Source organism: Streptomyces sp. NPDC087440, from assembly GCF_044744005.1.
In the GTDB taxonomy this organism is placed as follows: Bacteria; Actinomycetota; Actinomycetes; order Streptomycetales; family Streptomycetaceae; genus Streptomyces.
Genome location: NZ_JBIUXN010000002.1, coordinates 641,691 through 659,915, shown reverse-complemented (window position 1 = coordinate 659,915; position 18,225 = coordinate 641,691). Strand labels below are relative to the sequence as shown.

General features: G+C 71.1%; 18 protein-coding genes and 1 pseudogene. 8 read left to right on the top strand and 11 right to left on the bottom strand.

Annotated features, from left to right (window positions below):
- The first annotated feature begins 85 nt into the window (after positions 1–85).
- Complete coding sequence (locus ACIO3O_RS07755; RefSeq protein ID WP_401743173.1) at positions 86–388, top strand: hypothetical protein; 303 nt, start codon at positions 86–88, stop codon at positions 386–388.
- A gap of 219 nt (positions 389–607) precedes the next feature.
- On the opposite strand, the gene ACIO3O_RS07750 is transcribed toward ACIO3O_RS07755, so the two are convergent.
- Positions 608–1,234: a class I SAM-dependent methyltransferase gene (locus ACIO3O_RS07750; RefSeq protein WP_401743172.1), complete on the bottom strand. Its 627-nt coding sequence runs from the start codon at positions 1,232–1,234 to the stop codon at positions 608–610.
- A gap of 63 nt (positions 1,235–1,297) precedes the next feature.
- Here ACIO3O_RS07750 and ACIO3O_RS07745 point away from each other — a divergent pair, with 63 nt between their 5' ends.
- Positions 1,298–1,960: a TetR/AcrR family transcriptional regulator gene (locus ACIO3O_RS07745; RefSeq protein ID WP_401743170.1), complete on the top strand. Its 663-nt coding sequence runs from the start codon at positions 1,298–1,300 to the stop codon at positions 1,958–1,960.
- Positions 1,961–2,004: 44 nt separating this feature from the next.
- On the opposite strand, the pseudogene ACIO3O_RS07740 reads toward ACIO3O_RS07745, so the two are convergent.
- The 6 genes and pseudogenes from ACIO3O_RS07740 to ACIO3O_RS07715 all read right to left on the bottom strand — a co-directional run.
- Positions 2,005–2,376 (bottom strand): annotated as a pseudogene (locus tag ACIO3O_RS07740) (Tn3 family transposase); the annotation flags it as partial.
- Between the two features lie 129 nt (positions 2,377–2,505).
- Positions 2,506–2,718 (bottom strand): DUF397 domain-containing protein, encoded by a 213-nt coding sequence (locus ACIO3O_RS07735; RefSeq protein WP_401743168.1) that lies wholly within the window; start codon positions 2,716–2,718, stop codon positions 2,506–2,508.
- Between the two features lie 122 nt (positions 2,719–2,840).
- A complete protein-coding gene (locus tag ACIO3O_RS07730; RefSeq protein WP_401743165.1) occupies positions 2,841–3,122 on the bottom strand; it encodes a DUF397 domain-containing protein in 282 nt (93 codons plus the stop codon).
- 103 nt (positions 3,123–3,225) lie between these two features.
- Positions 3,226–3,507, bottom strand: coding sequence for a DUF397 domain-containing protein (locus tag ACIO3O_RS07725; RefSeq protein WP_401743163.1), 282 nt, complete (start codon positions 3,505–3,507; stop codon positions 3,226–3,228).
- A gap of 103 nt (positions 3,508–3,610) precedes the next feature.
- The gene (locus ACIO3O_RS07720; protein ID WP_401743160.1) at positions 3,611–3,892 is read right to left on the bottom strand and encodes a DUF397 domain-containing protein; all 282 of its coding nucleotides are present in this window, start codon (positions 3,890–3,892) and stop codon (positions 3,611–3,613) included.
- The gene (locus ACIO3O_RS07715; RefSeq protein WP_401743158.1) at positions 3,889–4,707 is read right to left on the bottom strand and encodes a Scr1 family TA system antitoxin-like transcriptional regulator; all 819 of its coding nucleotides are present in this window, start codon (positions 4,705–4,707) and stop codon (positions 3,889–3,891) included. Before ACIO3O_RS07715 ends, ACIO3O_RS07720 begins: the two co-directional genes overlap by 4 nt.
- A 124-nt stretch (positions 4,708–4,831) precedes the next feature.
- On the opposite strand from ACIO3O_RS07715, the gene ACIO3O_RS07710 reads away from it, so the two are divergent.
- The 3 genes from ACIO3O_RS07710 (at position 4,832) to ACIO3O_RS07700 (ending at position 6,942) form a co-directional block, all read left to right on the top strand.
- On the top strand, positions 4,832–5,050 hold the full coding sequence (locus tag ACIO3O_RS07710; RefSeq protein ID WP_401743155.1) for a hypothetical protein: 219 nt from the start codon (positions 4,832–4,834) through the stop codon (positions 5,048–5,050).
- A 199-nt stretch (positions 5,051–5,249) separates the two neighbouring features.
- Positions 5,250–5,708, top strand: a complete 459-nt coding sequence (locus ACIO3O_RS07705; RefSeq protein ID WP_401743153.1) for an ATP-binding protein — start codon at positions 5,250–5,252, stop codon at positions 5,706–5,708.
- A gap of 190 nt (positions 5,709–5,898) precedes the next feature.
- Positions 5,899–6,942: a hypothetical protein gene (locus ACIO3O_RS07700; protein ID WP_401743150.1), complete on the top strand. Its 1,044-nt coding sequence runs from the start codon at positions 5,899–5,901 to the stop codon at positions 6,940–6,942.
- 23 nt (positions 6,943–6,965) lie between these two features.
- Here the strand turns inward: ACIO3O_RS07700 and ACIO3O_RS07695 are convergent, their stop codons facing one another.
- From ACIO3O_RS07695 to ACIO3O_RS07685, 3 genes are all read right to left on the bottom strand, one after another.
- On the bottom strand, positions 6,966–7,373 hold the full coding sequence (locus ACIO3O_RS07695; RefSeq protein WP_401743148.1) for an SSI family serine proteinase inhibitor: 408 nt from the start codon (positions 7,371–7,373) through the stop codon (positions 6,966–6,968).
- A gap of 59 nt (positions 7,374–7,432) precedes the next feature.
- Positions 7,433–9,097, bottom strand: coding sequence for an alpha/beta hydrolase (locus ACIO3O_RS07690; RefSeq protein ID WP_401743145.1), 1,665 nt, complete (start codon positions 9,095–9,097; stop codon positions 7,433–7,435).
- Positions 9,098–9,195: 98 nt separating this feature from the next.
- Complete coding sequence (locus tag ACIO3O_RS07685; protein ID WP_401743144.1) at positions 9,196–11,286, bottom strand: M12 family metallo-peptidase; 2,091 nt, start codon at positions 11,284–11,286, stop codon at positions 9,196–9,198.
- Positions 11,287–11,535: 249 nt separating this feature from the next.
- Between ACIO3O_RS07685 and ACIO3O_RS07680 the strand changes: the two genes are divergently transcribed.
- Positions 11,536–14,070, top strand: a complete 2,535-nt coding sequence (locus ACIO3O_RS07680) for a glycoside hydrolase family 172 protein (RefSeq protein WP_401743142.1) — start codon at positions 11,536–11,538, stop codon at positions 14,068–14,070.
- 43 nt (positions 14,071–14,113) lie between these two features.
- Positions 14,114–15,385 carry a hypothetical protein gene (locus ACIO3O_RS07675; protein ID WP_401743140.1) on the top strand — a complete coding sequence of 424 codons (1,272 nt, stop codon included), beginning with the start codon at positions 14,114–14,116 and terminating at the stop codon, positions 15,383–15,385.
- Between the two features lie 101 nt (positions 15,386–15,486).
- Here the strand turns inward: ACIO3O_RS07675 and ACIO3O_RS07670 are convergent, their stop codons facing one another.
- A complete protein-coding gene (locus ACIO3O_RS07670) occupies positions 15,487–17,070 on the bottom strand; it encodes a hypothetical protein (RefSeq protein WP_401743139.1) in 1,584 nt (527 codons plus the stop codon).
- A 197-nt stretch (positions 17,071–17,267) separates the two neighbouring features.
- Here ACIO3O_RS07670 and ACIO3O_RS07665 point away from each other — a divergent pair, with 197 nt between their 5' ends.
- Positions 17,268–18,182 (top strand): hypothetical protein, encoded by a 915-nt coding sequence (locus ACIO3O_RS07665; protein WP_401743137.1) that lies wholly within the window; start codon positions 17,268–17,270, stop codon positions 18,180–18,182.
- The last annotated feature ends 43 nt before the right edge of the window (positions 18,183–18,225 follow it).

Below are 18,225 nucleotides of genomic sequence, written 5' to 3'. Positions count from 1 at the left end.
GCTGCGGACGAGCAGCCCGGCATCCTGGAGACAGATACTCCGCGCTCGGGGGGACTCCCCGGCCCGCACCATCTGGAGGAACCTGATGTCCGCAGGTACGTACTTCCCGGGCCGGGGAACCTTTGTCGAGGAGAGCTACCTCGCCGGGCAGGCCGAAGGGCAGGCGGAGGGACAGGCCTTGGGGCAGGCCGCGGGGCAGGCAGAGTCGATCCTTCGGTTGTTGGAGGGGCGTGGCGTCGCCGTGTCCGTGGAGGTCGCGGAGCGGGTGCGGGGGTGCGGTGAGCGGGAGGTGCTGACGCGCTGGTTCGACCGGGCGATCACGGCCGAGACGGCCGAGGCGATCTTCGAGGCGGACGAGCGGGGCTCGGAGGCTTCCGGCGAGGCGTGATGCGGGCACCGTCCGGCAGGCCTCGGCCGGCCGTCCGGGCCGCTGGCGTCCGCGTACGATACGGCCTCGGGAACATCGGTGCAGCCGTTGGCCCCCGGGCGGATGGGTGCGGACGGGCTTGGGCCGCAGGCCTTCACCCGGATGTAGTCGCGCTCGGTCTGCCCGGCCACGGCGAACACGGCGAAGGACGTGACGCCCATGCCGGTGGGGTCGTAGAGCTCATGCGGAGTCGGCGTCGCGGCGCAGCGTGAACCAGAACGTCGGGACCGGGTTCGTGCCGGGCGTTACGTCGTCCAGCTGCCACCCGGCGAACCTGGCGCTCAGTTCGTCCGCAGTGACGCCGGACCACGAGTCGTCGAACGCCCCGGGCCCGTACCCGAACATCAGCAATCGTGCACCGGGGGCGGCACGCTGGGTGAGGCCGGCCGCATAGGCGTCGCGGCGGTGCGGCGGGATCCCGCAGTAGCAGCTCAGGTCGAAGAACAGGTCGTACGGACCGGGCACGCCCACCTCGTCGAGACGGGTGGCGTCCCCGCACAGCACCGTGACGTCCGCTCCTGCGGCGTCGGCCTTCTCCCGAGCCTGCCGTACCGCACGCTCGACCAGGTCGACGGCCGTCACTCGCCAGCCGTGCCGGGCCAGGTGCACCGCGTTGGTTCCGGTGCCGCAGCCGAGTTCGAGGGCCTGGCCCGGCATCAGCGCACCGGGCCCCTCTGTCAGGGCCACCAGCTCGGGTGGCGTGACGCCGCTGTCCCACGGCGGCTTGCCGTCCCGGTAGAAGTCCTCCAACACACGGCGCACAAAACCCTCTTGCTCCAGCTCCGCAGCCGTCCGCGTCTCACTCATCGCTAGCCCTCCAAGAAATTAGAGTTCATCTCTAGTGACTGACTCTAGAGATAGACTCCCGTCATGGATGCGGTCAAGGGATCCGACGGACAGAACGTCAAGCGCCCCGACAAGAGGGCCGAGCGCTCGCGGCGTACCCGCGAGAAGATCGTTGCGGCGGCGCGGGAGTTGTTCGTCGCGCAGGGGTACGGCGCGACAAGCCTTCAGGAGGTTGCGGATCGCGCGGGTGTGGCCGTCCAGACCGTGTACTTCGTGTTCCGGAACAAGCGCGCGCTGTTCAAGGACGTCGTCGACACGTCCATCGCGGGCGACGTCGAACCGGTCGCCACGATGGACCGCGACTGGTTCCGCGCCGCGTGCGCCGAGCCCACTGCGGCCGGGCAACTGCGCTCCCACGTAAGGGGTGTACGTGACATCCTCGGCCGGGTCGCCCCGATCATGCCGTTGATCGCGGCTGCGGCGGCCACGGACCCGGAGATCGCCGCGCAGTGGCCCGCCGGCCCCGACCCGCGCTACACCGTCCAGCACGCTGCGGCGAAGGCGCTGACCTCCAAGCCCGACGCCCGCCCCGACGTCGATATTGCCCGCGCCGCCGACCTGCTGTACGGGCTGCTCAGTCCGGAGCTGTACCTGATCTTCGTCCGCGACCGGGGCTGGTCCCCCGACGCCTGGGAGGAGTGGGCGTGTGTGGCCCTGACCGCCCAGCTCTGCACGGACCACGAGTAGGCCGACGGCGGCGTCCGGGTCGCACGGCGGCCGCAAGGCCCCGCCGCCCGCGCCAGGGTCCGCGACGCCGTGCGCTGGGGCTCCGCGGCCCGCTCCAGGCTCGCGGCCTTTGACCCCGGCCCGTACCGGCTTCCCTCTGGCGTCACCAGCGTGGCCACCAGGTCCACCGGCAGCGCCGGGTCCGCGAGCTGAGCCGCCCTGGCCACGGTGGCATGCAGCCGCTTCTCCGCGATCGTGCGGACCTCCGACACCTGCCGGGCCGGCACCGAGACACCCGGCAGCAGCACCCGGTTCCGCCGCAGCCGGCCCACCGCCTGGTTGAACAACGCGACAGGCCCCTCCGGGTGCGTCCATGCCCGACCGTGCAGGACCGTACGGAACTCGGGGCGGGCTCCCTGACCGGGGTGGGGGTGGTGGTGGGGGTCGGGTGCGTGGCGTGGCAGCAGCCCTGGCGGGTGTGGGTGCTCGGAGAGTGGGACGGTTTGGGGCTGGAGTGTCCTACTTTTGGGGTGGCCTTCGGGGTGGGGGAGGGAGCCGGTGGTGGGTCAGGCCGGGCCCAATTCGGCCTGCTGGACGGCGAGTACGAAGGAGCCGAAGGCGGCTGCCGGGAAGATGAGGGCCGGGCCGGTGGGGTTCTTGCTGTCGCGGATGGGGACGAGGGGGGCCATGCCCTCGCCGATTTCCAGGCACTCGGCCCGATTCGAGTCGCTGTGGCTGCTCTTGCGCCAGGTGACGGGGAGGGTGCTTGCGTTGGTCATGAGCGAAGTCCCTTCGGGTGCGAGCGGTGCGAGCGGTGCGAGCCGTTCGATTCGGCAAGAGCCCCCGGGGCGCTGGGTTGCGACGGGGTCGGGGCCTCTTCGGGGTGTGGGGAGGCAGTGGGTCAGGCTTGGCCCAACTCGCCTTGCTGGACTGCGGAGATGAAGTTGGCGAAGGCGGCTGCCGGGAAGATGAGGGCCGGGCCGTCGGGGTTCTTGCTGTCGCGGATGGGGACGAGGGGGGCGACCCCTTCGCCGATTTCGAGGCACTCGCCGCCGTTCGCGCCGCTGTGGCTGCTCTTGCGCCAGGTGACGGGGAGTACGCCGGCCTCGATGCACTCGCCGCCGTTGCTGCCGCTGTAGCTGCTCTTTCGCCACGTGGTGGGGAGGGTGCTTGCGTTGATCATGCGCTCAGTCCCTTCGGGTACGTGCCGAACACTTCGCGCAGAGCCCCCGGATTGCTGGAGACGGCGGTCCGGGGGCTCTGTGTGGGTACGGGGCTGGAGTGGGTCAGGCCTTGCCCAACACGTCGTGCTGGACTGCGGAGATGAAGGTGGTGAAGGCGGCTGCCGGGAAGATGAGGGCCGGGCCGTCGGGGTTCTTGCTGTCGCGGACGGGGACCAGGTGGGCGACGCCTTCGCCGATTTCGAGGCACTCGCCGCCGTTGGCACTGCTGTAGGTGCTCTTGCGCCAGGTCAGGGGCAGTTCTCCGACTTCCAGGCACTCGCCGCCGTTGGTGCTGCTGTAGGTGCTCTTGCGCCACGTGGTGGGGAGGGTGCTTGCGTTGATCATGCGCTCAGTCCCTTCGGGTACGTGCCGAATACTTCGCGCAGAGCCCCCGGATTGCTGGAGACGGCGGTCCGGGGGCTCTGTCTGGGTACGGGATGGGGGTGGATCAGGCGTGGCCCAACTCGTCCTGCTGGACTGCGGAGATGAAGGTGGTGAAGGCGGCTGCCGGGAAGATCAGGGCCGGGCCGTCGGGGTTCTTGCTGTCGCGGACGGGGACGAGGTGGGCGATGCCCTCGCCGATTTCGAGGCACTCGCCGCCGTTGGCGCTGCTGTAGCTGCTCTTACGCCAGGTGATGGGAAGCTGGCCGATCTCGACGCAGTTGCCGCCGTTGGCGCTGCTGTAGCTGCTCTTGCGCCACACCGTGGCCAGGGCGCTTGCGCGATTCATGTGCTCAGTCCTTCCAGGTGCGCGCCGATCAGCCTGGCCGACTCGGCGTGTGACAGGGCGTCCGCCCTGAGGAGATCATAGGCACGAGCGGCATCGACAAGTTCGGCTCCGTCGAGCGCGATCCGTCCCTGGGAGAAGCCCTCCACGTAGAGAACGTCGGGGCCTTCGTCAAAGCCCAACACGGTGAAGGGCCCGGCCAGTCCAGCATGGACGGCGACCCTCTGCGGGACAACTTGAATTACGGTGCGTGGATCTTCGCCCGCGCTCAGCAGGCGTTCGAGTTGAGGCCCCATGACTTCGGCCCCGCCGACGTGTCGGATGAGCACCTGTTCGTCGATGATGACCCACAGTCGCGGCCGATCCTCGCCTTCGAGGATGTCCTGGCGGGTCACGCGCGCGGCTACAAGTGCCTCCAAGTTGTCCGGCCTGACCGGGGCGAACACGGCCCGTGCGTACTGCTCCGTCTGCAAGAGTCCTGGGATGAGCTGGCTTTCGAACGTGCGGACGGAAGTGGCGTCGCGCTCCAGGTCGAGGAACGGCAGGAACCACGACGGGTAAGCAAACCGCAGTACGAGTGGGTACAAGCGAGTGAAGTGACCCCTGGTTCCGAATGCGGCGTCCAGGTCAATGGCCAGATCCTCGGACGGAACCCGCTTGCAGTTCTCGATCTTGCTCAGCATGGACTGCGTCGTGTGGGCCAGCTTCGCGGTCTTCTCCTGCGAGAGGCCCAACTCCGTTCGTACACGTGTGACTTCGCTGGCGAAGAAGGCCAGCAGTGACTCTGTGGGGTCGGGCTCCTCGGTCTCAGCGGTCACGGCCCGGCCTCCCTTCGCGCGCTATGACTCCGGCTGCGTCATGGGTAACCACCTGGCGAGCCGCACGGCACTCCGCGACTCTGAGGCTACACACCGTTACTACCCCACAGGAGGCACCCCGCACATGGGAACGGAACAACACCGCAAGGCAGTTGAGGGCATCCGGGAAGCCGAGGTCGTACGGGAAGACCTGCGGGACGCGCTGAAGGGGCACGGGATCTACCTCCCCTCGCTCGGTCTCGACGCCGCCGCGATGGCGGCCACGTACTCCCACCCCCTCCTCGAACTCGGCCGGTGCAACCTCGACACCGCGCGGCAGCTCACCGCCGCCCTGCGGAAGTGAGCGGCGACGACCCGCAGCCCAGGCCGCGGGAGGAACAGGAAGCGGAGGACGAGCAGCGCCGGGAAGCACTGCTCGCCAAAGTCCGGGAAGCGAACAAGCAGACAGCTGAACGACCTCGTTGAACTCCCCGCTCCTGCCGGACAGTTCACCTGGCAGTGGCCCCGGCAGGGGCGGGCTCCACACAGCAACAGGAGAGAGCATGAGAACCGCCCTTGTCCAGACCCCCGGCGACGCGGGCGGGTGCGTCCCCCTCGCCCCCGCGCCCCTTCTGCCCCCGGTGACCCGCGAATGGTCCACTGCCTGTGACCCCACGCCCCGGGCCGCCGCCCTGGCCCGTACCCGGGCGCGGGCCCAGTTGACCGTGTTCGGGTGGGAGGGGGATGTCGAGGATGCCGTGCTGGTCGTGTCGGAGCTGGTGACGAATGCCGTACGGCATGCCTACGCACCCGGGCGTGTGCCGTGGCTGCGGCTGGCGCTGCTGGAGGGTGGCGGACTACTGGTGGACGTCTCGGACGCGGTGGACGGCTTCGTACCGCGAGACACCAGTGAGGAAGGTGGACGGGGGCTTCAACTGGTCAGGAATCTGGGGCAGTTGAGCTGGTTTCTGCGGGCTGCACCCCAGTGTGGGAAGACCGTGCGGGTGCAGCTGCTTCCGTGACGCCGTTCGTGTGTTCACCCGTTAGACGGTATTTCGCAACTCTGGTTACTGAGCGTGCATTTGCTGCGCTACGGTGGCGAAGTCATCACTCTCCGCGTGCAGTTGTGTGCGCGTAGGGCGGCCCCCGCAGGTGTTAGCCGCACCAGGCGAGGGCCTCACCACCGAGGCTTAAGCCAGAGGAGCCACAGCGATGTTTCTGCATGCTATCCCTCCCGTCCGCGCCTTCACCAAGGTGTCGAACGCCCTTCTCGCGCACCCCCGGCTGGGGGCCGACGCGAAAGTCCTGATCGCGTACATCCAGAGCGTTCAGGGGCACACCCCCCTCACCTGGCACAAGCCGCTCAGCGCGTACGCCGCCGAGCTGGGCATGAAGCCGGGACGGTTCAGGGCCGCGAAGAAGGAGCTGGTCGAGAACGGGTTCGTGCACGACCTTCCCGACCGGAACGCCAAGGGCCAGCGCATTACCCGGCAGTGGGTCAGCAACGTCCCCCTTTCGGAGGACGCCGTCCACCGCCTGGACGAACTCAGCAAGCAGGGAGCGTCGCCAAGTGCCCCCGAACCGGCGGCCGGTGAGCCGGGGGACTCGCCCGTCGGCGGCGTTACAGAAACTAAGACAACTACCAAGACCAAAACCAATCCCACCCTCCCTCCCAGCGAGCCGGTAGGGGCGGGAACTGCTCCGGCTGACGCCGCCCCGGAGCCGGAGGAGTCGGAACCGGACCCGGCCCCGGAGAAGCCCGACGAGCCGGACGAGCCCGAGTACGACGTCCTCCAACTTGCCGCCGCCGAACGCGTCCTGCGCGAGCTGAAGACCGCCCGCAACGACCTCTACCTCGGTGCCCGCGACGCCCACGCCCTCGCCCCCCACGCCGCCCTCTGGCTGGCCCGTGGCGAGAGCCTGAGCACCCTCTGGCGCGAGCTCACCGTCAGCCTGCCGAACCGGCTCGTGGAGAACGCCCACGGCTTCGTACGCGACCGCCTCCTCCGCAAGGCCCCGCCCGTGCCCGAGCTCGGAGCGCGACCCCAGCCGCAGCCGCAGCCGGTCGAACCGGCACCCCGCCCCCGCCCCCTCGTGGACTGCGGCGCACCCGGCTGCGGCAAGGTCTTCCGGCCCGTCGGCGGCGAGACGTACTGCGGGCCCTGCCGCATCGAGCACCCGGAGTTCGCCCGCGTCTGCGAGGCCATGTCGGAGCGGCCCTGGGCGCCCCTCCCGCACGCCGGTCCGGCCGTCTGAGCCGGACCGGCGGGGCGGAGGCCTCAGAAGTTGAAGACCCCGGCGGTGTCCCGCTCGGTGAAGCAACTGTTTGCGTGGCTGTACTGCCAGTCCACCGGGGTGCCGTTCCAGGTGCCCTTGGCGGTGACGGTCACCGGCTCCTGCCAGGTCTGGTCACAGGGGTACTGCTGCCTGCCGTGCAGCGCGCGGAAGTCTCCCTCCACCTTGCGCAGGGTGGCGCACGCGGCGGCCGGGTTGGTGTGCGTACCGCCGTCCGGCGAGCAGGTCAGGGTGTATGAGACCGGGGGCTTCTCGGAGGGGAAGTCGTACGTCTTGGTCAGGACGAGGTCACCCAGCGGGGCCGGGTCGGCGGCCCAGGCCGCGGGCGCGGCGGCCGGGAGTAGGGCCGCGCAGGCCGCGGCGACGGCCAGGGCGCGGTGGAAGCGGTTCATGGCGGCTCCGTGGTGAGGGGGGAATCCGGGAGGCGGGCCCGCCCGGTGTGGGGAGGTGTCTAGTTGGCCGTCGCGGGCTGCTGGGCCTGTTCCTGCTGCGGGGCCCCGCTGTCGTGGCACACGTTGCCCGCCTTCGGGAGCGTTCCGGCCACGAGGTAGTCCTCGAAGACCTTCACGGTGCAGGCACCGGAGCTCATGTACCCGTGGCTGTCCGCCGTGTTCTTCACCAGCACCGAACCGCCGAGATCGGCCGCGGCGGCCTCCGCCCAGGACAGCGGGGTCGACGGGTCGCCGATGTTGTTGGCGACCACGATCGGGGCCGTGCCCGAGGTCTTGATCTCATGGGCGGGCGCTGCGGACGGCGTCGGCCAGCTCGCGCACGGGCGGAAGGAGTCGATCGGGCCGAACAGTGCGGACGCCTTCGTCGCCTTCGCGATGGCCGCGTCCAGCGCCGCGTCACTGCGGTCCGCGTCGCTCGCGAACGTACAGGCGACGGCCGTGAACGCGTCGACCGACCCGTCGTACGTGCCGTCCGTGCTCCGTCCGCGTGCGGTGTCGGCGGTCAGACGCAGGCCGTCGACCTTGCCCGTGGTCCCCGCCGCGAGGTCCGTGGCCAGCTGGGGCCAGGAGGACGTCTTGCTCAGCGAGTCGGTGAGCACGGCCAGCACGTCGGAGCCGCTGACCGGGCGGGCCTTGTCCACGCCCGCGAGCGGCTTGGCGTTGAGGTCCGCGACCAGCTTGGTGACCTTCTGGCCGGCGGCCTCGGCGTCGGTGCCGAGCGGGCACGCGGCGCCCTTCTTGGCGCAGTCGGCGAGGAAGGCGTCGTAGGACTTCTGGAACGAGACGGCGGTCTGCTCGATGATCCCCGGCAGCGACAGCTCGGGGTTCATCACCGAGTCCAGGAACATCCGCTCGAAGCGGTCCGGGTACTGCTCGGCGTAGTACTGGCCCAGGAGCGTCCCGTACGAGATGCCCGCGTAGGTGAGCTTCTTCTCGCCGAGGGCGGCGCGGACGACGTCCATGTCGCGGGCGACGTTCTCGGTACCGATGTACGGCAGCAGCTTGCCCGCCTTCGCCTCGCAGGCGTCCGCCATCAGCTTGGCCTGCTTGCGCAGGGCCTCGCGGCCGGTCTGGTCGGTGGGGGCCTGGTCGACGGCGTAGAGGGCGTCGTTGCCCTTGCCGTCCAGGCAGTGCACCTGGCCGCTGTCGCCGACCCCGCGCGGGTCCATGCCGATGACGTCGTACGCCTCGGCCGCCTGGGGGGCGACGGAGGCCAGGCCCAGCGCCATCTCCTTCGCGGAACCGCCGGGGCCGCCGGGGTTCACGAAGAGCACGCCGCGTCGCTTGTCCTTCGCGACAGTCGCCGGAATCCAGCTCACGCCCACCTCGTACGTCTCGCCGTCCGGCTTCGCGTAGTCCAGCGGCACCGTGGCCTTGGCGCACTGGAGGCCCGGGGGCACCGCGTCCGCCGGGACGCCGTCGGGAATCTTGCAGTCGGACCAACTGAGCTTCTGGCCGGTGAACTTGGTGAGGCTCGCGTCGCTGACGTGTTTCACGTGAAACATGGACGGTGAGGCCGCGGGGGACTCGGCGGCGGTCGTGCCGGTCTTGTCCGCGCTGTCCGATCCGCATCCGGTGGCCGCCAGGGCCACCACGGCGGCGACGGCCGCCCCGCGTCCGCCGTACCGCCGCCGCTGTTGCTGCCGCCGTGCCGTCCCAGTCATGCGTCCGGTCCCGCTTTCCGTGTCGGAGATCGCGAAAGCCCCCGGAGCCACTGTCACGGCTCCGGGGGCCTGCGGCCCGTCCTGCTGGGCCAACGGGGTCAGTGGCCGCGCTTGTAGGCGATGGAGACCTTGCGGGTGTTGTAGTCGTACGTGACGTACCCGCCTTGGAAGTTGCCGCGCAGGAGGTGCTTCTCGGGGCGGTACTCGTCCCAGATCGGGAAGCCGAGGCGACCGGCCTCCCAGCCGACCGAGGCCCAGCCGTTGCGGATCGCGCCGCGCACCTGGCGGGCGCCGGTGGTGGCGGTCCAGTAGATCGAGCGGTCCTGCTGGAAGTGCTGGAACCAGCCGGGCTTGGTGGGGGTGCGGGTCATCGGCACGGTCGGGCAGCCGAGGGGGCCGTCCATGCCGCCGAGCGCCTTCCACTTCGTACCGATGCCGCCGGGGGTGGGGTGGATGCAGCCGTACTCGGCGGTGAGGGTGTGGTCCATGTCCATGGTGACGGTGAACGGGTCGGCGGTGCCTGCCGGTTCGCCGTCGAGGGTCCAGCCCAGGAGCTTCCCGTCGATGCCCGGGAGCGAGCGGACCTCGATCCGGGTACCGGCCGGGACCGGGCGGGAGTCCAGGTACAGGGCGTTGGTGTTCAGCCGGTACGGGCCCTGGCCCGTGCGGTATCCGGCGATGATGTCGGCGGTCTCGCGCAGCAGCCGCACCGAGTCGTGCCGGGCGTCGCCGAGCGGCTGGCCCGCGTGCTTGTTGACGGTGTTGGAGAACTGCGGGACCAGGGTGCAGTCGAGTCGGCAGGACGAGCGGTACGCCATGATCGTGTGGAACTTCTCGTTGGGCGTGATCCAGCCGCGGCCGTAGGGGCGTGAGGAGGGCCAGGAGAAGCCCTGCTCGGCCGCGGTGCGGTCGTCGTGGTTCAGGCCCAGGCTGTGCCCGATCTCGTGGGCCATCACCCGCCGGTTGGGCAGGGCGGTGTAGTCGATGCGCACGGCGGACAGGAAGACGTCGTCCGTGGCGGCGAAGTCGAACATCGAGTCCGGGGAGCGGCCCTGCGGCTTGCTGGGCGTGTAGGCGATGCCCAGGGTCGTGCCGCCGGGGCCCTCGGGCTCGTACGGGGTGATGACGGTGACGAGGTCGGCCTGGAGCCTGTTCCGGTTGGCGAGGACCTGGGCGCCCGCCGGGGAGTTCCGGTCGTTCAGGCCCCGCAGGACCTTCTCGATGTCGTCGCTGCCCCGGTAGCGGTCGGTGGGGAACACCTTGACGAGGTTGACCCGGAGGCCGGACACCCCACTGAGCTTGAGCGACTGGTTCATCAGCGCCACCCCGGCGGCGGCCTTGACCCGGACGGCCTGCTCGGTGCCCGCGTGGAGGAGGGTGCGGGGGACGTAGGTGACGGCGAGGTCGATGACGGTCTCGGCGGAGGAGGTGCGGTGGGTGCCGGTGGCGGCCCGGGGCTTGCCCGCGCCCGGCTTGTGGCCGTGCCCGTGCCCGTAGCCGTGGCCATGACCCGGCTTGTGTCCGTGGCCGGGCTTGCGGCCGGGCTTCTTGGGGCCGGTGGCCGTGCCCGGCACGGTGACGTGGCCGTCCCCGCCCGGCGCGTTCGGGTGCGCGTTCAGCGCGGCGGCCTGCGGGTCGTCGACCGTGTCGTCACCGCCGAAGTCCGGGACCCTGCGCGAGTTCAACTCCTCAACGACCGTACGGCCGTTGGCGTCCGGTGCCACCGCGTACGCGAGCCCGTCGCGGCCCGCCGGGACGCCACCGGCCACGGCGAGCGGCCCGCCGCCGCACAGCCCGTCGAAGACCAGCGTGACGGGCCGGTCCGGGGCGCCCTTCACGTGACCGGACCACACCACCATGGGCAGCTCCTGGTCCCGCTCCACGGACTCCGCGTCCAGGGCGATCCGTACGTCGGGGAAGAGGGGGAGGGTGAGGTCGGCCTGTCCGCTGCCCACCGGGTCGGGTGCGCACAGTGCGCGGTAGTCGTCGCCGGACAGGTCCAGCGGGGCGCTGCGTACGACCCAGGGCCGGTCGGCGGCGGAGGCGGCGGTGGAGGCGGGTGCGGCGGCCGTCGCCGTGAGCGGGGGGAGCGCCCCGAGCCCCAGGAGGGCTGCGGCGGTCAGGGCGAGCGCACCCCGGCGACGGCCGCCCGTGGGCCTGCCCAGGGGTCTGGCTTCTACGGGTCTCATACCGGCAGGGGAGCCCGGTCCCGCACCTCGCAGGGCCGGATCGGGCAGGACACTCCGGGCATTTCATCCGACCGGCGCAGCGGGGGCGAGCCCGTTCCGTGGTCCCGGCGGGAGCAGCCCGTTCCGGGTGCGGAGCCGTCGTGTCGACCTGCCTCGTGCGGGCCGGGCGGATCTCGGGAGGCGGGGCAGGTGACGGAGGGTTAGCGTCCGGTTGTCCGAGGTGTTCTGACCGTCCGACAGGAGAATTCCGTGCGCGCAGCCCGCCGGAGCCGCATCGCCCTTGCCCTGGTGAGCGCTCTCCTCGTCGTCGTGCTGCCCTCGGTGGGAGGGGAGGCGCACCTTCCGGCGGGGGCACCGGCTCCCGCGGGGGCACCGGCTCCCGGACCCGTCGATGCCGCGCCCAAGGAGCCCGCCCTCGGCAAGGGTCCCGTCGGCTGGGACACGTACCGCAGGCTCGACCGGCTCGCGGAGCTGCCGCTCGGGGTGCAGACCCGGATGTCCTCCAGCTACGACCGCACCGGCAAGAACTGGGACGGCCCTGATGGTGTCTTCGCCTGTCTGCGGAACACGAGCGAGGGCTGTGTCATCGCCGAGCACTCGGGGCCCGGCGAGATCGGCGCGATCTGGTCCACGCGGGAGCTGGGAGACCTCTCCCGGTCCGGGAAGCTGATCGTGGAGCTGGACGGGCGGCGGGTGGTGGACGCGCCCTGGCTGGACGTGGTGAGCGGGAAGCTGGGGGCTCCGTTTGTGAAGCCGCTGGTGGGGGACGTGCACGACGAGTCGGGGGCGGTGCTGATCGAGGTCCCGATGCCGTTCCGGCGCTCGATGCGGGTGACCTCCGAGCGCAATCCGGACTTCCACCAGGTGACGTACCGGACCTTCGGCGACGCGGAAGGCGTCACCACCTTCGATCCGGCCGCCGACCGCGCCGAGGACATCGTCGCCCGGCTGCGCGCCTCCGGGCTGCGCGACCCGAAGCCCGCGCTGCCCGGCACCCGTACGGAGAAGGGTGCGCTGCCCGCCCTCGCCCCCGGCGCGAGCACCGCCTTCGCGCGCGGCGACGTACCCGGACTGCTCACCTCCCTGCGGCTCACGCTGCCCCAGGTGGCCGGGGTCGCCCCGCGCACGGAGAACGACAACGGGCGGGCCTTCGGGCCGGGCGGCGGGAGCGAGTTCACCGTGGAGGTGGACCCCGCCAACACCGGCGTCCGGCTGACCCGCCGCCTCGACGCGACCATCGGCGGGCAGAGCGCCGAGGTGTACGTCGACGGGCAGCGGGCCGGGACCTGGCCGCCGCTGCCCGCCTCCGGCGCCCGCTGGGTCGAGCAGAGCCTCGACCTGCCCGCCCGGCTGACCTCGGGCCGGGAACGGATCGCCGTGCGGCAGCAATTCGCGGGTACGGCAGTGGACTTCAACGAATTCCAGTACGGGGTGGACAGCCTGGGCGGCGCGCACGGGGCCTACCGCACCGACGGGCTCGACGTCGGCACCGCCCACTCCGAGCGCCGCCACGGCTACCGGATCACCGGCCAGACCTGGGAGGGCAGCCGCTTCCTCGACTACCTCCTCACCCCGGAGCGGCAGGACGCCGTACCCGCCGTCCGTGACCTCCTCCAGGGGCTGCGGCTGCGGATCTCCTTCGACGGCAGGCGCACCGTGGACTCCCCGGTCGGCGAGTTCTTCGGCTCGGGCACGGCGCTCGCCCGGGTGAGGGCGCTGATGTACGGGGTCGATCCGGAGGCCGGGTCCTTTGCGGCGTGGTGGCCCATGCCGTACGCCCGTAGCGCCTTCGTGGAGTTGTACAACGGGTCGAACGTCCCCTTCCGGGGCGGGAGTTGGGAGGTGTCGCGGGCTCCGTCCGCCGCGCGTGCCGCCGCCGTGCGGTCCGGGGCGGAGGGGTACTTCCGGGCCACCTCGCACGCCGGGGAGACCGTCCCCGACCGGTCCTGGAGCTTCCTGAAGACACGCGGCAGCGGCAAGGTCGTCGGGGCGAGCCACACCATGCGGGGCGAGCCGGACCGGCTGTACCTGGAGGGCGACGTGCGGATGTACGCGGACGGCTCGCGCACCCCGCAGTGGCACGGGACCGGCAGCGAGGACTACTACCACAGTGGGTGGTACTTCAACTGGGGTGCTTACACCCAGCCGTTCAACGGCCACCCGGTCCGCACCGGGCCCGGCTCCGGCTGCGTGCCCGGCCGGGACTGCACGGCCGCCTACCGCCTCCAGATCCACGACGCGACACACTTCCAGAGCGCCCTGGACTTCTCCATGGAGCACGGCCCGCTCAACGACAAGCAGGCCCACTACTCCACCACCACCCACTGGTACGGCCAGGACCGCGTCCGCTCCCGGCGCACCGACCGCATCGAGGTGGGCGACACGGCGGCCGACAAGGCCGCCCACGGCGCGGGCGCCCGGCTCGCCTCCCACTTCGACGGCGACTACGTCAACCCGCCCGCGCACACCGCCACCCTGCGCTCCACCCGTCGCCCGGTGAGCTTCACCCTCCGCGTCGACCCGGCCAACCGGGGTGTCGAACTCCGGCGCACCGCCGACCAGTTGACGGCCTACCAGCGGGCCGCCGTCACCGTCGACGGGCACCGTCTCCCCGACTGGCTCCAGCCCCAGCGCAACGAGCACCGCCGCTGGCTGGAGGACTCCTACCAGCTTCCGGCCGCCGTCACGGCGGGCCGCAGCCGGATCAAGGTGACGCTGACCCCGGACCCGTACGCCCCTCCGTGGACGGCCTCGGCATACGAGGCGCACAGCCTCGTACGGTGATGAATGTCATAAAATCTACCTTTTAGTTGTTAGTTTCCCTTTTGTGGCTGAGACCACTCTGCCCACCCCTCCCGCTCCCAGACCCGGCGGCACCGGGCCCGCCCCTGCCGACCCGGTGCCGCCCCTCGCCGTCCGCCCCCGCCGGGCCGACCTGGCCGGGGCCTCGCACACGCCGCTCGTCGCCGTCCTGCTGGCGCTCTCGGCGGGCCTGGCCCTGTACACCGGGTTCAGCCATCCCAACATCTGGTCGGTGACCCTCCAGACGGTCTCCTTCCAGGACGGCTTCCGGCGCCGCTTCCTCGTCGGTACGCTGCTGCGCCCGTTCGCCGAAGCGAGCGGATACGACTACTGGACGTACGCCACCTTCTCCTTCCTGGTCCTCGCGGTGCTGGTCGGCGTGCTGATCACGGCCGCGCTGCGGGTGCGGGACTCCAGCCGGCGCTTCCTGGTCGCGGCCTGGTTCCTGCTGCCGACCGGCGGCTTCCTCTTCCACGAGGTCGGCTACTTCGACCAGGTCCTGTACCTGATGCTGTTCGCCGCGATGGGGCTGCTGGCCAAGGGCCGCTGGATCTGGGCGGCGGCGCTGATGCCGTGGGCCGCGCTGGTGCACGAGATCACCGCGCTCACCGTGCTGCCGCTGTTCTGCGCGGCGGCCGTGCGTCGCCTGCCCGTGCACAAGGCTCTGATGGCGGTCGCGCCGACGGCCCTGCTGGGCGGTGCGGTGCTGCTCGGCAAGCCGATGGAGGAGGGGGCGATCGAGCGGGTGAAGGCCGCGCTCAAGGGGGCGAACTTCACCCCGCGCCCCGACGTCTACTCGATCTTCGAGCGCACCATGGCGGAGAACTACGGCTTCTACAAGCCGGTCGAGATCTTCTTCTTCCTGCTCCCCCTCGCGATCCTCGCGGTGACGACCTTCGCGCTGCTGCACGTGGTCGGCGGCGACCGGACCCTGAAGTCCGCGGGGGAGGGACCCTGCCCGCGTTGGCTGTTCGTGGGCGCGGTCGCCTCGGCCGCCGCGTCCCCGCTGCTGATCGCCTTCGGCGGGTGGGACCTGTACCGGTGGGTCTTCCTGCTGATGGCCAACTTCTGTGTCGCGCTGTGGATCTGGCTCGGCGACCGCTACGACCGCAACGGACAGCAGGATCTGACGACACGTCAATTCCGGACCGTGGTGGTGGCGTTGCTGGTCTCGACGCACGTGCCGATCCTGTACATGGACGGCAAGCACCCGCAGCCGATGACCGGTCCCGCGATGAAGGGCTCGTACGACTGGTACACGGTCTGGGACGGCTTCGACCACCCGCCGAAGAAGTAGCGCAGCACGGCCGACGCCCGTACGCACGAACTGAGCGGCGCCCCGTCCGGACGACGGGGCGCCGCTTCCGGAATACCCTCCGGCGATCCGGCTGTGTGTGCCTAGCCGCGCAGCATCGTGAGGAGCATGGCCCGGTGGTCGGTGGGCTTGCCGTGGCCGGGCTTGTGCCCGTGGCCGGGCTTGCCCCAACCGCCGTGCGGGTTACCGGGCTTGGAGGGCTTGGGTGTCGGCTGGGGCTGGGGCTTCGGGGTCGGCTTCGGCGGGACCGGAGGCTTCGGGGTGGGCTCGGGGCCCGGCGGGACGACGGGAGGGGTGTCCGGGTCCGTGGGCTCCGTCACCGGGGGTGTGACGGGCGGGGTCACGGGCGGCGTGACCGGAGGGTTCACGGGCGGGTTCACGGGCGGGTTCACGGGCGGCGTGCCTGCGACCTTGAAGGTGGCGTTGCGGTTGTTGTTGGCCGGGTTGGGGTCGGTGTCCCCGGCGGGCGGGTTGATGTCGACGGTCGCCGCAGGCTGCGTACCGGGGACGGCGTCCGCCCGTACCCGGCCGGTGACGGTCAGGGTGAGCGAGGAACCGGGTTCCAGGTCGACGGTGGGCCGGATGTCGTTGCCGGTGCCGGAGGGCGCCGAGCAGGAGGCGGTGGCCCTCGGCGGGCAGGTCCACTTCACGTCCTCCAGCTCGGCGGGGATGCCGAGGTGGAGGAGGGCCTTGTGGATCTCGTCGCCGGTACGGGGCAGGGCCACGTTCACGCGGTACGAGACGAGGTCGCCCGGTGCGGCCTCGGCCGGGTTCGTGTTGAAGGTGGTCACCCGGAGGTCCGACGTACGCGGGTGGTCGATCTCGCAGCCGAACGGGACCGTCAGCAGGCTGTAGACCAGCGGGTAGCTGTCCAGGGTCGAGGTGACGTCGAACTCGACGCGGTTGACCGGGGTGTCGAAGAGGACGTCGGCGGAGGTGCTGTCGTCGGGGACGGACGCCCACTTCCCCGCCGTGTTCGGGTTGACCCGCACCCCGTTGCCCACCGGTGTCGTGGTCAGGCCGGGGGTGGCGCGCGGGAACACCTTCGGGGTGACCGGGCCCGAGGGGCCGTAACCGGTGATGGTCGGGATGTGCGAGTTGAACTTGAGGTTGAACAGGGAGAACTGCATCCGCTGCGGGTTCTGCAGCGCCCAGCTCATCCGGTAGGAGTTGCCCGCGTTCACCGTGGACGGGAAGAACACGTTGCCCCGGTAGCGGCGGTCCAGGAACGACTGCTTCAGGTCCGGGTCGAACCCGTACTGGCGGGCCGTGCTCATGCCGTCCCGGGCCGTGAAGATGTCCAGCGAGTTCGGGGTGAAGCGGTCGAAGGTCATGGTGACCTTGCCCGCCGGGCTCAGCGGGGGCGTCCCCAACGTCTGGTTCGGCGCGAGGAAGGCGACCTCCCGCTGGTAGTCGTGGGTGAACGTCGACCCGTTCCCTAGCAGGGTGGCCAGCGGTCCGCTGTAGCCGCTCGGACAGTTCAGCCGGTCCACGTACGGAACCTCGGCCGCCACAGCGGACTGCGGCATCACCAGCCCGCCGCCCACCGCCAGCCCGGCCGCTACCAGGCAGGTCAGGGCACGGCGCAGGGCCGGACGGGCGACGGGGGCGGGGGGCCGGTGTGCGGCAGGGGGGTTGCCGGGGGTCGGCGGGCAGGAACGGGTCATGACGGGCGTGCCTCTCAGCTCGGCAGAAGGGGGAGGGAGCATTCCGGGACATCCCTGCCACCTGCACCCCGGCCCGCCCCACTCCCCGCCCGAACCCCACTCGTACGTCCGCACGCCAGACCGAACGGATCCCCGTGCGAACGAGGGCACCCCCGTTCCCCGAACGCCCGCCCCCGCCCCGCTCTACCGTCCCGACCATGGTCACCACCACCCACGAGGCCTCGCACCGGATCTTCCAGGCGAAACCGGAACTCCTGGCCCCTGTTTTCCGCCTCCTGGGCATGCCGCTGTCCGAGAAGGCGTCCGTCGAAGTGATCACCCCGGACGTCACCGAGATCAAGGTGCTGGAGCGCCGGGTCGACGGCGTCCTGCGCATCTCCTCGCCCGACGAGGGCGACCCCGGCTTCCTGCTCGCCGTAGAGGCACAGACCAGCCGCAAGCCGGAGAAGGAGGTGAGCTGGGGGTACTACCTCGCCCACCTTGCCGCGAAGTACGAGGTCCCTGCCCTGCTCCTCGTCGTCTGTCAGGACCGGGCCACCGCGGCCTGGGCGCGCGGCCCCTTCCACACCGGGGCGCTCGGCTGGAACGCCCTGACCGTCCGCCCGCTGGTCCTGGGGCCGGACAACGTCCCGATGATCACCGATCCGGAGGAGGCCGCCGCCGACCTGCCCCTGGCGGCCTTCGCCGCGCTGACACACGGGCGCGAGGCCTGCGCCCCGGCCATACTGGAGGCACTGGCCATCGCGCTGAGCCGTACCGACGACGACACGTTCGCCGACTACTCCGAGATCCTGGAAATCGGCCTGGGAGACACCCCGGCCCGCACCACCTGGAGGAAACTCATGGCCAGAGGCACCCTTTTCCCGGGCGGGGGCACCATCAGGGAGACGAGCTTCCTCGAGGGGGAGGCGAAGGGCAGGGCTTCGTCGATACTGCAACTGCTGGAGCTCAGGGGCATCCCGGTCTCGGAGGATGTGAGCCGGCGCGTCATGGAGTGCACGGACCTGGACACCCTGAGCCGCTGGCTCGGCCGGGCCCTGACGGTCACGGCGGCCGAGGAGATGTTCGAGGGGGACGAGAACACGGACGCGGCCGCGGGCGAGGCCCCGTAGTACCTGCGCCTGTACCGGACGGCCCCCGCCCACGTGCGGGGGC

Coding starts and splice junctions, on each gene's coding strand:
- ACIO3O_RS07690 (WP_401743145.1), bottom strand. CDS start 9,097: ATGACTGGGACGGCACGGCGGCAGCAACAGCGGCGGCGGTACGGCGGA.
- ACIO3O_RS07695 (WP_401743148.1), bottom strand. CDS start 7,373: ATGAACCGCTTCCACCGCGCCCTGGCCGTCGCCGCGGCCTGCGCGGCC.
- ACIO3O_RS07750 (WP_401743172.1), bottom strand. CDS start 1,234: ATGAGTGAGACGCGGACGGCTGCGGAGCTGGAGCAAGAGGGTTTTGTG.
- ACIO3O_RS07710 (WP_401743155.1), top strand. CDS start 4,832: ATGGGAACGGAACAACACCGCAAGGCAGTTGAGGGCATCCGGGAAGCC.
- ACIO3O_RS07725 (WP_401743163.1), bottom strand. CDS start 3,507: ATGATCAACGCAAGCACCCTCCCCACCACGTGGCGCAAGAGCACCTAC.
- ACIO3O_RS07670 (WP_401743139.1), bottom strand. CDS start 17,070: ATGACCCGTTCCTGCCCGCCGACCCCCGGCAACCCCCCTGCCGCACAC.
- ACIO3O_RS07730 (WP_401743165.1), bottom strand. CDS start 3,122: ATGATCAACGCAAGCACCCTCCCCACCACGTGGCGAAAGAGCAGCTAC.
- ACIO3O_RS07700 (WP_401743150.1), top strand. CDS start 5,899: ATGTTTCTGCATGCTATCCCTCCCGTCCGCGCCTTCACCAAGGTGTCG.
- ACIO3O_RS07755 (WP_401743173.1), top strand. CDS start 86: ATGTCCGCAGGTACGTACTTCCCGGGCCGGGGAACCTTTGTCGAGGAG.
- ACIO3O_RS07745 (WP_401743170.1), top strand. CDS start 1,298: ATGGATGCGGTCAAGGGATCCGACGGACAGAACGTCAAGCGCCCCGAC.
- ACIO3O_RS07705 (WP_401743153.1), top strand. CDS start 5,250: ATGAGAACCGCCCTTGTCCAGACCCCCGGCGACGCGGGCGGGTGCGTC.
- ACIO3O_RS07720 (WP_401743160.1), bottom strand. CDS start 3,892: ATGAATCGCGCAAGCGCCCTGGCCACGGTGTGGCGCAAGAGCAGCTAC.
- ACIO3O_RS07735 (WP_401743168.1), bottom strand. CDS start 2,718: ATGACCAACGCAAGCACCCTCCCCGTCACCTGGCGCAAGAGCAGCCAC.
- ACIO3O_RS07685 (WP_401743144.1), bottom strand. CDS start 11,286: ATGAGACCCGTAGAAGCCAGACCCCTGGGCAGGCCCACGGGCGGCCGT.
- ACIO3O_RS07665 (WP_401743137.1), top strand. CDS start 17,268: ATGGTCACCACCACCCACGAGGCCTCGCACCGGATCTTCCAGGCGAAA.